At 72.2% G+C, this 15210-nt stretch carries 11 protein-coding genes; 3 read left to right on the top strand and 8 right to left on the bottom strand.

The features are described from left to right. Positions 1 to 70: 70 nt before the first annotated feature. The 3 genes from ACPYO4_RS09680 to ACPYO4_RS09690 all read right to left on the bottom strand — a co-directional run bounded on the left by ACPYO4_RS09680 (position 71) and on the right by ACPYO4_RS09690 (position 2926). Positions 71 to 1057: a hypothetical protein gene (locus tag ACPYO4_RS09680; RefSeq protein ID WP_425709023.1), complete on the bottom strand. Its 987-nt coding sequence runs from the start codon at positions 1055 to 1057 to the stop codon at positions 71 to 73. 164 nt (positions 1058 to 1221) lie between these two features. Continuing rightward, positions 1222 to 1707, bottom strand: coding sequence for a ribose-5-phosphate isomerase (locus ACPYO4_RS09685; RefSeq protein WP_425709024.1), 486 nt, complete (start codon positions 1705 to 1707; stop codon positions 1222 to 1224). 220 nt (positions 1708 to 1927) lie between these two features. Next, a complete protein-coding gene (locus tag ACPYO4_RS09690) occupies positions 1928 to 2926 on the bottom strand; it encodes a sugar-binding transcriptional regulator (protein WP_425709025.1) in 999 nt (332 codons plus the stop codon). A gap of 185 nt (positions 2927 to 3111) precedes the next feature. Between ACPYO4_RS09690 and ACPYO4_RS09695 the strand changes: the two genes are divergently transcribed. Both ACPYO4_RS09695 and glpK read left to right on the top strand, forming a co-directional pair. Continuing rightward, positions 3112 to 4800: a glycerol-3-phosphate dehydrogenase/oxidase gene (locus ACPYO4_RS09695; protein WP_425709124.1), complete on the top strand. Its 1689-nt coding sequence runs from the start codon at positions 3112 to 3114 to the stop codon at positions 4798 to 4800. Between the two features lie 127 nt (positions 4801 to 4927). After that, entirely contained in the window at positions 4928 to 6448 is a 1521-nt protein-coding gene (gene glpK / locus ACPYO4_RS09700) for a glycerol kinase GlpK (RefSeq protein ID WP_425709026.1), read from the top strand. A gap of 164 nt (positions 6449 to 6612) precedes the next feature. On the opposite strand, the gene dusB is transcribed toward glpK, so the two are convergent. Both dusB and ACPYO4_RS09710 read right to left on the bottom strand, forming a co-directional pair. Further along, the gene (dusB, locus tag ACPYO4_RS09705; protein ID WP_425709027.1) at positions 6613 to 7911 is read right to left on the bottom strand and encodes a tRNA dihydrouridine synthase DusB; all 1299 of its coding nucleotides are present in this window, start codon (positions 7909 to 7911) and stop codon (positions 6613 to 6615) included. A gap of 248 nt (positions 7912 to 8159) precedes the next feature. Next, a complete protein-coding gene (locus ACPYO4_RS09710; protein WP_425709028.1) occupies positions 8160 to 8825 on the bottom strand; it encodes a TetR/AcrR family transcriptional regulator in 666 nt (221 codons plus the stop codon). A gap of 35 nt (positions 8826 to 8860) precedes the next feature. Between ACPYO4_RS09710 and ACPYO4_RS09715 the strand changes: the two genes are divergently transcribed. Then, positions 8861 to 9430, top strand: a complete 570-nt coding sequence (locus ACPYO4_RS09715) for a GNAT family N-acetyltransferase (RefSeq protein WP_425709029.1) — start codon at positions 8861 to 8863, stop codon at positions 9428 to 9430. An 81-nt stretch (positions 9431 to 9511) separates the two neighbouring features. Here ACPYO4_RS09715 and ACPYO4_RS09720 read toward each other — a convergent pair whose 3' ends face one another. The 3 genes from ACPYO4_RS09720 to ACPYO4_RS09730 form a co-directional block, all read right to left on the bottom strand. Next, positions 9512 to 10900, bottom strand: coding sequence for a glycine--tRNA ligase (locus ACPYO4_RS09720; protein ID WP_425709030.1), 1389 nt, complete (start codon positions 10898 to 10900; stop codon positions 9512 to 9514). A gap of 205 nt (positions 10901 to 11105) precedes the next feature. Then, positions 11106 to 13235: a protein kinase domain-containing protein gene (locus ACPYO4_RS09725; protein ID WP_425709031.1), complete on the bottom strand. Its 2130-nt coding sequence runs from the start codon at positions 13233 to 13235 to the stop codon at positions 11106 to 11108. An 89-nt stretch (positions 13236 to 13324) separates the two neighbouring features. Then, positions 13325 to 15157 carry a protein kinase domain-containing protein gene (locus tag ACPYO4_RS09730; protein WP_425709032.1) on the bottom strand — a complete coding sequence of 611 codons (1833 nt, stop codon included), beginning with the start codon at positions 15155 to 15157 and terminating at the stop codon, positions 13325 to 13327. Positions 15158 to 15210 lie beyond the last annotated feature (53 nt).

Raw genomic sequence — 15210 nt, forward strand, 5'->3', positions numbered from 1 at the left:
GCGGCGCGCGTCCCTGCGGTGCCGGGACGACTCCGGGGCGAGGGCCTCGGCCCCCGCCCCGGAGCGGTGATCAGATCGTGGTGACCAGGTAGATGAGCGTGGTCCCGATGAAGATCGCACCTGCCGGCGGGTCGATGTGCGTGTCGCCGCGGGCGTTGAAGATCCGCGAGAACGCCTCACCGAGGACACCGCCGAAGAGGCCGGCGAGACCACCGACGACGACGGCGACCCATGGGTCCGTGCCGACGACGGTGAGCAGCTGGACGGCCGCGAGGCCGGCGAGGATCGTCATGTGGTGCGTGACCGGGGTCTTCAGCCCCAGGCTGAGGAAGATCAGCGAGATGGCCGAGATCGCCCAGCCGATGAGGAACACCTGGCTGACGATGTTGGTGTAGGCCGGGTTGTCCGTGGGGACGTTGCCGATGAGCCACACGGCGACGAACGCGAAGAGCAGACCGGAGGTCAGGCCGTGCAGGGCCGACATGCTCCACTTCTCCTGGTGCTCGACCCAGTGCGTGCCGTCCTTGAGCGAGAGCGGGCTGTGCCCCTTGAACGGACCGACCAGCGAGCGCGACTTCACGCCGAACACGAGACGGGCGACGACGGCGACACCCACGACCGACAGGGCGACCGTGTCCGTGGTGAACAGCAGTCCCTCGCCCTCGGGGGCCCAGAGGCCGAAGAGCCAGATGAAGAACTGGTTCATGACGTAGCCGAGGATGCCGAAGACACCACCGACGATGAAGATGTCGGCCTTCGGGTAGCCGGCGAGCGGCGTGACGATGTCGCGGCCGTTCACTCCCTCGGGGAAGTATCCGCGCTTGGCCGCGTAGGCCGCCGCGGCCGCACCGCCGGCGAAGGCGATGTGCGGGCCGAAGACCGGGCCGAACGCGAACACACTGATGAAGTCCTGCGCCACCGGCACGCCGCCGAGCAGGGCGGAGAACCCGAACAGGAAGGCGAAGCCGGTGAAGATGAATGCGGTCTGCCCGCCGATGGCGGCGCCGAACGCACCTCCGGCAAAGGCGACGATCAACCAGACGATGTCGATTTCCACGTCGGTGGTACCTCTCTCTTCCCCCACGGCGTCGTGGGGAGTGTCGTGACTGCGGTGTCGGACCGCCGACGTCGGACGATGACGATGGCGGATCCGGGCCGCGCGGGGGGACCCTGCGACCCGAGGTCCGCGCCCCGACCGGTATACCGGTCGGGGCGCAGGGGTCAGGAGGCGGAGGAGCCCGCCTGCTGGTTCTTGCTCTCGTAGTCGCTGAGCACGGCGACCTTGTCGGCGGACGCCGAGCTCTCGTCGAACTCGTGGCCGAGCCACTCGCCGGCGAGCTTGCGCGCCAGCTCGAGACCGATGACGCGCTGGCCGAAGGTGAGGACCTGCGCGTTGTTGGACTTGATGAGACGCTCGACGCTGAACGAGTCGTGGGCGACCGAGGCCCGGATGCCCGGGACCTTGCCCGCGGCCATCGCCACGCCCATCCCGGTGCCGCACACCAGCAGCGCGCGGTCGGCCTCACCGCCGGCGACCTTCTCGCCGGCCGCCGTACCGATGTTGGGGTAGGGGTTCGCGTCGGCGTTGTCGCCGACGCCGACGTCGATCACCGAATCGACCCTGGGGTCCGCCTCGAGGTCGGCCTTGAGGGCCTCCTTGTACTCGTACCCGGCGTTGTCCGAACCGACAACTATCCGCCAGCCCATGTCGCCTCCCGTTCCGGCGCCTGCGCGCCTCTCGGGTGACGGTTCTCGGGCTCCGTCACCCGTCGCACCCGTGCGGCGCGATCTGCTTCGGGACCCTACCAAAGGGCTCGACAGATGCTCACCCATGGTGAGCGGAAGTGCACGGGTGTCGTCGATGCGTGCGAATCTGCGCGTGCCCCGTCCCTTCGGGGGTGCGGTTCGTGCCCGTCGGACCCCTCCCTCACACCGGGGGCAGCGGCCTGCCGCGCGCCAGCCCGGACCTCGAGATGCGCTCGGCGAGCGCCCGCAGGGTCGGCTCGTCGATGACGAGGTCGGTCACGGCACCCGCACGCAGCGCCCCGAGCGTGGGGCGGACCTTCGCACTGCCGGAGACCACGCACACGCGGCGGCCGATGCGCCGCAGCGCCGCGGGCGACGGCCCCGACGCGCGGGCGTTCGTCGCGATGTCCGCGTACGTACCGTCCTCCCGCAGCAGCACGGTGCAGATGTCGCCGACGACGCCGGCCGCCTGCAGGCTCGCGATCTCCGTCTGGTCGAGGTAGCCGCCCGCGTAGACCTGGGAGCTGAGCGACCCGGTGAAGGCGCCGACGCCGAACAGCGCGACGTCGGTCCGTGCCTGGAGCGCGCGGACCGCGGCGAGCGACCGTTCGCGCCACATCGCGAGCTTGGTCTCCGGGTAGTCGAAGAAGGCCGGCACCGGGAAGTGGTGCACCGAGGACTCGAAGGCCCGCGCAGCTGCCTCCATGATGGCGCCAGCGTACGGAATGCCCGTCGTCGTCGGGTTGGCCGCGCCGTTGAGCTGGACGACCGCCGACCGCGGCGCGGCGCGGGCGACGAACTGCGCGACCACGGCGGCGATGGTGTTCCCCCACGCGATGCCGAGCACCGAGCCGGGCTGCATCCAGCCCGACACCAGCCGGCCGGCCACGCGGGCCACCTGCTCGAGCCGCTGCACCTCGGTGGACGCCGGCCGCACCGTCACCACGTGCGTCTGCACGCCGAACAGGTCGCGCAGCACCATCGACTCCCGCGTCCCCATCTCGGCGGGCGGGTGCAGCTCGATGCGCACCATGCCCGAGGCGCGCGCCTGCTTGATCAGTCGCGAGACGGTCGAGCGCGACACGCCCGTGCGCCGAGCGATCGTCTCCATGGTCTCGTCCTGCAGGTAGTACATCGAGGCAGCCTCGAAGACCTCCCGCTCGCGGTCACGCTCGTCCACCGGTCCTCCGTCGTCGTGCACGTCCGCCCACCTGAGTTGTGCGGATGTGCGATGGCGACCATCCTAAGGATCAACACGACGCGGTGGACGCGATCCTCAGGCGTCGACGCACGAGCCGATGGAGGAGCGAGCACGTGAACACGACAGCACTCACACCCGAGTCGCGCCAGGACGCTCTGGAGCAGATGGCCACCAAGGAGCTCGACGTCCTGGTCATCGGGGGTGGAGTCACCGGGGCGGGTGTCGCCCTCGACGCCGCGACCCGCGGCCTGACGACGGGCATCGTGGAGATGCGGGACTGGGCGTCGGGCACCTCGCAGTGGTCGTCCAAGCTCATCCACGGCGGCCTGCGCTACCTGTACCAGCTCAACTTCGCCCTCGTGTCGGAGGCGCTGCGCGAGCGCGGCATCCTCCTCACCACCACGGCCCCCCACCTCGTCTCGGCCCAGCCGTTCCTCTGGCCGCTCAAGCAGCGCGTCATCGAGCGCGGCTACTCGGCGGTCGGCGTCGGCATGTACGACGCGTTGTCGATCATCGGCAACCGCGGCGCGACCGTGCCCATGCAGAAGCACTACTCGCACAAGGGTGCCCTCGACCTCGTCCCGAGCCTGGACCCCGAGACCCTCATCGGCGGCATCCGCTTCTACGACGCCCGCGTCGACGACGCCCGCCTGGTCATGACCCTCGTGCGCACGGCGCAGGGCTTCGGCGCCCACGCCGCGAGCCGCTCGCAGGTCACGTCGATCGTCACCGACGCCTCCGGGCGGGCCACCGGCGCGATCGTCCGTGACCTCGAGACCGGCCGGGCGATCACCGTCCGCGCCAAGCACGTCATCGGTGCGACCGGCGTGTGGACCGAGGAGACCGAGAGCCTCGGGGGTGCCGAGGGCGGGCTGCAGGTCCTCGCCTCGAAGGGCATCCACATCGTCGTGCCCAAAGAGCGCATCAAGGGCCGGACCGGTGTCTTCCTGCGCACGGAGAAGTCCGTCCTGTTCATCATCCCCTGGCAGCGCTACTGGGTGATCGGCACGACCGACACCAAGTGGACGGAGCAGGTCGACTCCCCCGTCGCGACGTCGGAGGACATCGACTACGTCCTCGAGCAGGCCAACGCCGTGCTCTCCGACAAGCTGACGCGCGAGGACATCATCGGCACCTACGCCGGCCTGCGGCCGCTGCTGCAGCCGGTGGACAAGGGCGACGGCGAGTCGACCAAGGTCTCCCGCGAGCACACCGTGACGAACCCGCAGCCAGGGCTCACGGTCATCGCGGGCGGCAAGCTCACCTCCTACCGGATCATGGCCGAGGACGCGGTCGACCACGCGCTCGGCAAGGCCCGCGCGAAGGCGAAGCCGTCGATCACCGCGACCACCCCGCTGGTCGGCGCACCCGGCCTGGAGGCCACCCGCCGCCAGCTGCCGCGCCTCAGCGCCCAGTACGACCTCAGCCGCGAGCGCGCCGAGCACCTCGTCTCGCGCTACGGCTCCGAGCTCCCGGACGTCCTCGCGACGATCGACGCGGACCCCACCCTGGCCACGCCCCTGGAGCACGCGCCGGACTACCTGCGCGCCGAGGTCGCCTACGGCGTCACGCACGAGGGCGCTCTCCACCTCGAGGACATGCTCCTGCACCGGGTCCGGCTCGACTTCGAGCTTCCGGACCGCGGAAAGGCGGCGGCCCCCGAGGTCGCCGAGGTCATGGGCGCCCTGCTCGGCTGGGACGACGCCCGGCGCGAGCGCGAGGTGCAGAGCTGGGTCGACCAGGCGGACGCGATCCTCGCCGCCCAGCAGACCGACAACGACGCGGCGGCCTCGGCCACGCGCACGGCGGTGCCCCAGCTCGTCCCCGTCGTCGAGATCGATCCGGCACACTGACCCCAGAGCGGGCGGGCGAGGGCCCTCCGGCCCCCGCCCGCCGTCGAACCCCCGAAGGACCGGTCGCCGGAAACCGCCGACGACCGGAAGCACATCGACATCGCCGTCGAAAGGAAACGCCCCCACCATGAGCGACCAGAAGTACGTCCTTGCCATCGACCAGGGCACGACGTCGTCCCGGGCCATCATCTTTGACCACTCGGGCCAGATCGTCTCGGTCGGCCAGCTCGAGCACGAGCAGATCTTCCCCCGCGCGGGCTGGGTCGAGCACGACCCCAAGGAGATCTGGAACAACGTCCGTGAGGCCGTGGGACTCGCCCTGTCCAAGGCCTCCCTCAACGCCGGCAACATCGCCGCCGCCGGCATCACCAACCAGCGCGAGACCACCGTCGTGTGGGACAGGAAGACCGGGGAGCCGGTCTACAACGCGATCGTCTGGCAGGACACCCGGACCGACAAGATCATCAAGGAGCTCGCCGGGGACGAGGGCGAGGAGAAGTACAAGTCGCGCGTCGGCCTGCCGCTCGCGACCTACTTCTCCGGCCCGAAGATCAAGTGGATCCTCGACAACGTCGACGGCGCCCGCGAGAAGGCCGAGGCCGGTGACCTCGTCTTCGGCAACACCGACGCCTGGGTGCTGTGGAACATGACGGGCGGCGTCGACGGCGGCCTGCACGTGACCGACGTGACCAACGCGTCGCGCACCATGCTCATGGACGTCACGACGCTCACGTGGGCCGAGGACATCGCGGCCGACATGGGGATCCCCGTCTCGATGCTCCCGGAGATCCGCTCCTCCTCCGAGGTCTACGGCAAGGGCCGCCAGCAGGGTCTGCTCGCCGACGTGCCGATCTCCGGCATCCTCGGCGACCAGCAGGCCGCCACGTTCGGCCAGGCCTGCTTCCAGGTCGGCATGGCCAAGAACACCTACGGCACCGGCAACTTCATGCTCATCAACACGGGCACGGAGCCGGTCTTCTCGGAGAACGGGCTGCTGACGACCCTCGGGTACAAGATCGGCGACCAGCCGGCCGTGTACTGCCTCGAGGGCTCGATCGCCGTCACCGGCTCGCTGGTCCAGTGGCTGCGGGACAACCTGGGGATCATCTCCTCGGCGCCCGAGGTCGAGGAGCTCGCCAAGACGGTCGAGGACAACGGCGGCGCCTACTTCGTCCCGGCGTTCTCCGGCCTGTTCGCGCCTTACTGGCGGTCCGACGCCCGCGGTGCCCTCGTCGGCATGACCCGGTTCGTCAACAAGGGGCACATCGCCCGCGCGACCCTGGAGGCCACGGCCTTCCAGACGCGCGAGGTCCTCGACGCCATGAACGCCGACTCCGGGGCCGAGCTGGCCGAGCTCAAGGTCGACGGCGGCATGGTCGCCAACGAGACGCTCATGCAATTCCAGGCCGACATCCTCGGCGTGGACGTGGTCAAGCCGGTCGTCGCCGAGACCACCGCCCTCGGCGCGGCCTACGCGGCCGGCATCGCCGTCGGGTTCTGGAAGGGCGAGCAGGACGTCATCGACAACTGGGCCGAGGACAGGCGCTGGAAGCCGCAGCTCGACGAGGCGGAGCGCGAGCGCACCTACCGCCTGTGGAAGAAGGCCGTGACGAAGACCTTCGACTGGGTCGACGACGACGTCAGCTGACCTCTGGCGAGCGACCCCCGCTCGACGAGTGAGCGGAGTTCTGCTCGACGGTGAGCGGAGTTCTGCTCGACGGGTGAACGCACTCGTCCAACGTGCGAGGGGCGCGCGGTCTTCACGGCCGCGCGCCCCTCGTGCGTGTTCGACCCGACCTCGTCGTGCCGGTCTCAGCCTCCTGAGACGGACAGCTCGGCCTGGGCGAGCACGGCGGCCCAGGCGTCGTCGACGTCGCGCGAGGCGAGCCAGGCGTCGGGCAGGTGGGCGCGCTTCGGCCCCCCGGCGCGGCCTCGCTGCCCCTCCGCGCCCTCGCCGGGATAGGGCGAGTCGAGGTCCAGCTCGGCGACCAGGGCGTCGAGCTCGGCGAGGGTCGAGACGAGGGCGAAGGCGCGCCGGGCGTCGCCGCCCACCGGGTAACCCTTGAAGTACCAGGCCACGTGCTTGCGCATCTCGCGCAGCGCGCGGTCCTCGTCGCCGAGGTGCTCGACCATCAGCTCCGCGTGGCGGCGCAGCACGCCCGTCACCTCGCGCAGCCCCGGTCGCACCCGGGCGGGCGAACCGGTCGCGGCCGCGACGAGGTCGGTGAACAGCCAGGGACGGCCCTGGCAACCGCGTCCGACGACGACGCCGTCCGCCCCGGTCGTCGCCATCATCTGCGCGGCGTCCTCGGCGGACCACAGGTCGCCGTTGCCGAGCACGGGCACCGTCCGCACCGCCTCCTTCAGGCGCGCGATCGCCTCCCACCGCGCGCTGCCCGAGTAGTGCTGCTCGAGCGTGCGCGCGTGAAGTGCCACGGCGGCGGCGCCGGCCGACTCGGCGGCCCGCCCGGCGTCGAGGTAGGTGAGGTGGTCGTCGTCGATGCCCATCCGCATCTTCACGGTCACCGGCACCTCGTGGCCGCGCCCCCTGCTCGCCGTGCGTGCGGCGTCGACGGCGCCGCGCACGATGTCGGTGAACAGGTCGGCCTTCCAGGGCAGCGCCGCTCCCCCGCCCTTGCGCGTGACCTTGGGGACCGGGCACCCGAAGTTGAGGTCGACGTGGTCCGCCCGGTCCTCCTCCACGAGGATCCGCACGGCGGCCGCGACCGTCACCGGGTCGACGCCGTAGAGCTGGACCGAGCGGACCGGGTCGGTGGGGTCCGGGGTGATCATGCGCATCGTGTCCGGCGTGCGCTCGACGAGCGCCCTGGACGTGATCATCTCGCAGACGTACAGGCCCGCGGGAGCATGCGTCCCGACGGCGTCGCTCACCCGGCGCTCGGGCGCCAGCGCAGCCTCGCCCGCCTCGCGGCACAGCTGCCGGAACGGCGGCAGGGTGACGCCGGCCATGGGGGCCAGGACGACGGGCACGCCGACGCGAACCTCCCCCACCTGGAGTCCCACCCCCTCGTCGAGGGTGCGGTTCGTCGTCGTCGACCGTCGGGTCCCCGACGGGGCACCCCCACCTGCCTCGGTCACCGTGCCGGTCATCCGCCCGCTCCTGCTCGTCCGTCCTCCGGGTCCGTCGCGCCCGACGGGCTCTCCATTGTGCGGCACCCCGCCGGCGCCCCGGGTGGGACGGTGCTCACGGCTCGTTGCTCACGGCTCGGTGCCCACGGCCACGCGGTCCTCACCTCGGTGCCCACGGCCGCGCGGTCGTCACCTCGGGTGGACGGCCACGCGGTCGTCGCGTCGCGCCGACCGCAGCCGGTTCGTGGGGCCGGGGCGGCACCCGGCGCTCATGTGCTCGTGGCCGCCGCCCGCCCGGCGTCGGGTGCGGCCAGGAGTGCGCGCAGCGCGGCGTCGAGCACGGCCTCGGGGTCGACCGCAGCGCGGTCGTGGTGGCGCGCATACGTCGGGGCGGCATCGTCGTCGACGGGGGTCGTCGGCTCCGTCCGGGCAGCGCCCGCGGTGAGGGCGCTGCCCAGCACGAGATTCGACACCGCGTAGGCGAGCGCGAGCGGGTCGCCCCGACCGCTGCTGCGCAGCCGGCGTACGAGCTCCTCCGACAGGGCCAGGTACGCGGGGCCCCGGGGCGGGCGGGCGGCGAGCACGTGGATGGCCCACGGGTGCCGCAGCAGGTGCCGGTAGAGCGCCAGCGCGAGCTCACGTACCTCGCCGGCGCCATCGACGGCCTGCCGCACCTGACCGGCGCCATCGACGGCCTGCCGGACGTCGGCGTCACGGGCGAGGGCGTCGTCGAGGGCGAGATCGTGGGCGTCGGCAAGCCCGTCGAGCCGCGAGTACAGGCTCGCGGGCGCCACCCCGAGCGCCCCGGCGAGCCCGCGCAGCGTGAAGCCGGCGAGGCCCGACTCGTCGAGCAGCCGGACCGACGCGGCCGCGATCGTGCCCGGGTCGATCGATCTGCGCCGCTGCACCGTGCGGACCTGATCCCAGTAACCCATCTCACCCCTTAACCATCGCGTGTTAGTTTAGCAGGATGATCGACGCACGGACCCTCCCCCTGGGCGACGGCTCCCGCACCCTGCGACCGCTCGCCGAACGGGACGCCGCGCGTTACGCGGAGGGCACGCGCGACGAGGCGGTGATCAGGTGGGCGCACCTGCCCGAGCCCACCTACACGACGACGTCGGTGGCCCGGATCGCGCGTGACGTCGTCCCCGCGGGACTCGCCCGCGGGGACCTCGCCCTCCTCGCCGTCGTCGACCAGGACGACCTCCTGGTCGGCAGCCTCGTGCTGTTCGGCGTCACGTCGACGACCGGCGAGGTGGGCTTCTGGCTCCGCGCGGACGCCCGCGGAACGGGGCACGCGGCGGGCGCACTCGCGCTGGCCCGCACCCTGGCGGTGCGCTGCGGTCTGACGACGCTGACGGCGCGTACCTCGCCGGACAACGCCGCTTCCGGCCGTGCGCTCGCACGCGCGGGGTTCATTCCCGTGCGCACGGACGTCGACCGGGCTCCGTCCGGCGCGTCGGTCCCCCTGATCCACCACGAGCTGAGGCTGACGGCGTCGTCGGACCAGGCACCGTCCGACGACGTCGCGGGATGAGCGCCGGGGTTCACTCGCCGGGCATGGGCAGAACCCCGCTCACTCGTCGGGCAGAACCCCGCTCACTCGCCGGAACGTGCGTCAGGCGCCGACGAGGCGCTGCGCGAGGTAGCCCGCGACCTGGTCGAGTGCGACCCGCTCCTGGGTCATCGTGTCGCGGTCGCGCACGGTGACCGCCCGGTCCTCGAGCGAGTCGAAGTCGACGGTGAGGCAGTAGGGCGTACCGATCTCGTCCTGACGGCGGTAGCGGCGCCCCACGGCGCCGGCGTCGTCGAAGTCGACGTTCCAGCTCTGGCGGAGCTCGGCCGCGAGGTCCCGCGCCATCGGGGACAGGTCGGCGTTGCGGGACAACGGCAGCACGGCGGCCTTGACGGGCGCGAGCCGGTGGTCGAGGCGCAGCACGGTGCGCTTGTCGACCCCGCCCTTGGCGTTCGGGGCCTCGTCCTCGGTGTGCGCCTCGACGAGGAAGGCCATGAGCGAGCGCGTGAGCCCCGCCGCCGGCTCGATGACGTAGGGCGTCCAGCGGGTGTCCTTCGTCTGGTCGAAGTAGGACAGGTCCTTGCCGGAGTGCTCCGAGTGCGTCGAGAGGTCGAAGTCCGTGCGGTTGGCGATGCCCTCGAGCTCGCCCCACTCCCCGCCGGCGAAGCCGAACCGGTACTCGATGTCGACCGTCCGCTTGGAGTAGTGCGAGAGCTTCTCCTCGGGGTGCTCGTAGTGCCGCAGGTTCTCCCGGGCGATGCCGAGGTCGGTGTACCAGGCGGTGCGCTGCTCGATCCAGTACTCGTGCCAGTCCTCGTCCGTGCCGGGCTCGACGAAGAACTCCATCTCCATCTGCTCGAACTCGCGGGTGCGGAAGATGAAGTTGCCGGGCGTGATCTCGTTGCGGAAGGACTTGCCGATCTGGCCGATGCCGAACGGTGGCTTGCGGCGCGCGGAGGTCATGACGTTGGAGAAGTTGACGAAGATGCCCTGGGCGGTCTCGGGCCGCAGGTAATGCAGGCCGGACTCGTCCTCCACCGGGCCGAGGTGCGTGCGCAGCATCATGTTGAAGTCGCGCGGCTCGGTCCAGCGCCCGCGGGTGCCGCAGTTGGGGCAGGGCAGGTCGGTGATCGCGACGTCGTCGGGGTTGTCGATGCCCTTGCGCTGCGCGTACTCCTCCTGCATCTGGTCCACGCGGTAGCGCTTGTGGCACTCGAGGCACTCGGTGAGCGGGTCGGTGAAGGCGCCGACGTGGCCGGAGGCGACCCACACCTTGCTCGGCAGGATGATCGACGAGTCGATGCCGACGACGTCGTCGCGGGACGTCACCATGCGGCGCCACCACTGGCGCTTGATGTTCTCCTTCAGCTCGACGCCGAGAGGTCCGTAGTCCCAGGCGGAGCGGGTACCGCCGTAGATCTCGCCGGACTGGAACACGAAGCCCCGTCGCTTGGCGAGGGCGATGACGTTGTCGAGTGCGGTGGCGGCCATGTGGTCTCCGTACTTCTGCCGCGCCGTGCGCGACGGTCGAGCCGCACCCGGGTGGTGCGGACGGGGACCACCGTAGACGCCGGGGCCGGGTGGGGCGACGCGCGTCCGGGCATCGCCGTCCCGTCCGTGCGTCACGCGCGGCAGCGCACCCGCCGCGTGCAGCTCCGGCGCGGGTAGAACCGCGCGGACGCGGATCGGACCGCCGCTACATGTCCTGGTACATCGACGGCACCTCGTCCGGGACGGCCAGCACCCGTCCGTCGCCGATCGCCAGCGTCGCGGGCCCACCGTCGGTCGAGGTGAAGGCGACCTGGAGCACGTCGACACCGGTCACGTCGAGCTCCAGCTCGACCGCCTCGCTGAGCGTGACCTCGCCGCTCCACAGCGTGGCGCCGTCGCCGATGACCTGGACACGGACGACGCGGGCGTCGAAGGCCGCCTCCTCGTCGGGCAGGACGTTCTCGTCGTCCCACCGGCCGATCGTGCCGATGAACGTGCGGAAGCCGCCGTCGAGGTCCCAGGCCAGCGTGTCCGCATCACGGCCGGCGCTCGTGAGGATGCCGTACGGGAAGTTCTCGCCGGCGATCTGGACAGCATCCGTCCTGGGGTAGCCGTAGCTCTCGCCGTCGGCGGGCTCCTCGAGCGACTCGAGGTAGAGCCGCGTGCTCGGCTGCGCCACCTCGACCTCCACCGTGCCGTGGTGGGTCTCCCCCGCCGCCGGCTCCTGGCCGACGATCGTGCCGACCGCCTGGCCGTCGGCCAGCACCTGGGTCGGGACGATGTCTGCACCGCCGAGCTCGCTCTGCGCCTGCTCGACCGTCTGACCCGTGAGGTCGGGCGTCTCGCCACCGCGCAGGAACACCAGCCAGACCACCAGCACGACGACGAGGAGCGCCACCAGAGCGCCACCGATGATCACCGGCATGCGCGACCGGGTGGCGCCCCCGGAACCACCGGTGCCCGTACCGCCCGCCGCACCCGGTCCGCCGTATCCGGTCGCGCCGTAGCCCGCGGCACCGCCGGGTCCGCCGGGTCCGCCGGGTCCGGACGGACCGCTCGTGCCGTACACCTGGCCGGTCGTGCCGGGTCCCGGCCCGCCGTACGGGGCCGATGCCGGCGAGCCGGCACTCGTGGCTCCCGGGCCCACCCACGGCTGGCCCGCCGCGCCCGGACCGGCCTGCCACGGCGCCGCCTGGCCGGGCATCCCCTGGGCCGGCCCACCCTGCGCAGGCTCCCCCTGGCCGGGCGTCCCGTGGCCAGGCACCCCGGGTCCGGGCGCGGCCTGAGCAGGCATCCCGGGCCCTGGAGCGACCTGCCCCGCGGGCGCGATGCGAGTCTGCCCCTCGCCCACCCGCTCCACGAGGGCGGGATCGACCTGCCTGGTCTCGTCGCCCCCGGTCGCCGCGGCGGCGGTGCGCCGGCCGAGGTCCGTCGTGCCATCCTCCTGCGGCCGCCGCGGGGCGGTCGGTCCGGGCGGTGGGGCGTCGAGCTTTCCCAGCGCAGGCAGGCCGCGGAGCTCCTCGGCCAGGTGTCCGAGCTCCTCCGCCACGTCGGCGGCGCCCGGCCGGTCGGCCGCGTCCTTGGCGACCATCCGCCCGACGGCGGTCCACAGCTGGTCGGGGAATCCCTCGGGCCGCCCCGGCAGGTTCTCGGAGTGCCGGCGCAGCACCCCGTACGTCCCGCCGGGCCCGGCGAACGGCGTCACGCCGACCACCATCTCGTAGAGCATGACGCCGAGCGCGTAGACGTCGGTGGCCGGGCCGGGCGGCTCCTCCTCGATGATCTCGGGTGCCATGTACAGCGGGGTACCGAGCATGGCGGTGGAGGTGGTGGCGTGGAGGGCCTGCGTGACGCGGGCGACGCCGAAGTCCGACACCTTGGGCACCATCGTCCCGTCCGCGCCGCCCTCGGCGAGCAGCACGTTGCCGGGCTTGACGTCGCGGTGAATCACGCCGCGCCCGTGGATCGCCTCGAGGCCGCGGGCGATGAGCCGGCCGTACCAGCAGGCCTCGCCGGGTGGGAGCGTGCCGCGCTCGTCGAGCAGTCCGCGCAGGTCCCCGCCGGGGACGTACTCCATGACGATCGCGAGGGTGCTGCCCTCGACCACCAGGTCGTGGACCTGGACGACGTTCTCGTGCAGGACCCGGACGAGGAAGGAGCGCTCCTGGATGAAGCGGTGGACGATCTCGGCGTCGTCGGCGTACTCGGAGCGCAGGATCTTCACGGCGACCTGCTTGCCGTCCTCGTTGCGGTGCCCCGCCCACACGGCGCCCATCGCGCCCTTGCCGACCTGCCGGTCGAGCGTGTAGCGGCTGCCGAGCGGCCGTGACGTCATGGATCCTCGAGTCTCGCTGGAGTGGGTCGGGTTCAGGCGAAAGGGTACCGATGCGCCGCTGCGGTCGCGGCGCGCCGCCACGGCGCGGCTCAGCCGTCGCCGTACCGCGCCGGCAGCTCGCCGGGCGGGGTGAGCACGCGGCCGTCACCCACGGCGAACGCCGCCGACGTCGAGTCGCCCCCGCTCGTCAGCGACCAGCTGATGACGAGCTCGTCGACCCCCTCGACGTCGAGGGTCACGTTCCTCGGCTCGTCGACGGTCACGGAACCGCTCCACAGGATCTCGCCGTCACCCGTGACCTCGACGGCGACGACCCGCGACTCGAACCTCTCCTGCTCCTCCGGGTCGGAGAAGCTCGCGGGCCACCGCCCGAGGGTCGCACTGAAGACGTGGAAGCCGGAGTCGAGGTCCCAGCCCCAGCTCCCCGACGGCTCGCCGGGCTCGGAGGTCACGCCGTGCAGGAACGAGTCGTCGCCGATGTCGACGGCCTCCTCCTCGAACCCGGAGTACTCCTCGCCCGTGAGCGGGTCGAGGTCCTCGACGCCCCGGCGGGCGCTCTCCCGGGCGATCGTCACCTCGACCTCGCCGTCGTGCTGCTCGTCGCGACGGGGCGACTGACTCATCACGGTGCCGACCTCGTGAGAGTCGGCGAGACCGTCCTCCACGACGACGTCGACGTCGCCCAGCTCCTCCTCCGCCTCCTCGAGCGTCATGCCCCACAGGTTCGGCGTCGGGCCCGGCTCGGGCTCGTCGAGGTACCGGGTGAGCCAGACGGCGCCCAGCGCGACGATCGCGACGACCACCAGAGCGAGCACCGCCGGCATCACGAGGCGTCGGCGGCTGCGCACGGGCGCGTCGTCGGGCGCCTGCACCACCGTGCCGCGCACCGGAAGGCGCGTGGCTGCCGCGGGGACGGACCCGGACGGCTCCCGCAGGACCGTCGCCTCGTCCGCGTCCTCGGGGACGGGCTCGCGCATGCCGCTCGCCGACGAGGTCCGGGCCAGGTCCGTGCCGGGCGACGGCGCACCGGACGGACGTGAGCCGGACGACGGCGTCCCCGTCGGCGGGTGCACGAGCCGCGTACGGGCAGGAAGGTCGGCGAGGGGGGCGACCAGGCCGTCGAGCTCGTCGGCGAGCCGGGCGGCGTCCGGCCGGCTCCCGGGCTCCTTGGCGAGGGTCCGTTCGATGACGTGCCACAGCTCGTCGGGCAGTCCGTCCGGACGCCCCGGCATCATCTCGGTCTGGCGCCGCATGACCCCGTAGGTCCCGCCGTCGCCCGTGAACGGGGTGATACCGGTGAGCATCCGGTAGAGCAGGATCCCGAACGAGTAGACGTCGCTCGCCGGGGTGGGCGTGCGCTCGTGGATGACCTCGGGCGCCATGTACAGGGGCGTCCCGACCACCATCGTCGCGCTCGTGGCCTCGGTGATCTCGCCGTGGGTCACGCGGGCGACGCCGAAGTCCGTCACCTTCGGCACCACCTCGTGCTCGGTGCGCTCAAGGAGGATGTTGGCCGGCTTGACGTCACGGTGGACGACCCCGCCGTCGTGGATCGCCGCCAGCCCGCGCGCCACGCCCGCCCCGTACGCGGCGGTGTCAGCCGGCGTCAGCGTCCCGCGCCGGTCGATCTCCTGACGCAGGTCTCCCCCGTCGACCAGCTCCATGACGATGGCGAGCGTGCTGCCCTCGGCCACGAGGTCGAGCACCCGCACCACGTTCGGGTGCACGACGTTCGTCAGCAGGGTCCGCTCCTGGATGAAGCGGCGGACGATCTCCAGGTCCTCGGCCACCTCCGCCCGCAGCCGCTTGATCGCGACCACAGTCCCGTCGTCGGTGCGGTGACCTCGCCAGACCGATCCGACGGCCCCGCGGCCGATCTCCCGATCGAGCGTGTATCGGCTGCCGAGCGGCCGACCGGACATGCAGCCTCTTCTCCGTGCTCCGAGGGCGCCCGCGTGCGCGGGCGATTGAATCG

This window comes from Georgenia sp. Z1491, assembly GCF_049856175.1.
Classification (GTDB): domain Bacteria; phylum Actinomycetota; class Actinomycetes; order Actinomycetales; family Actinomycetaceae; genus JB111.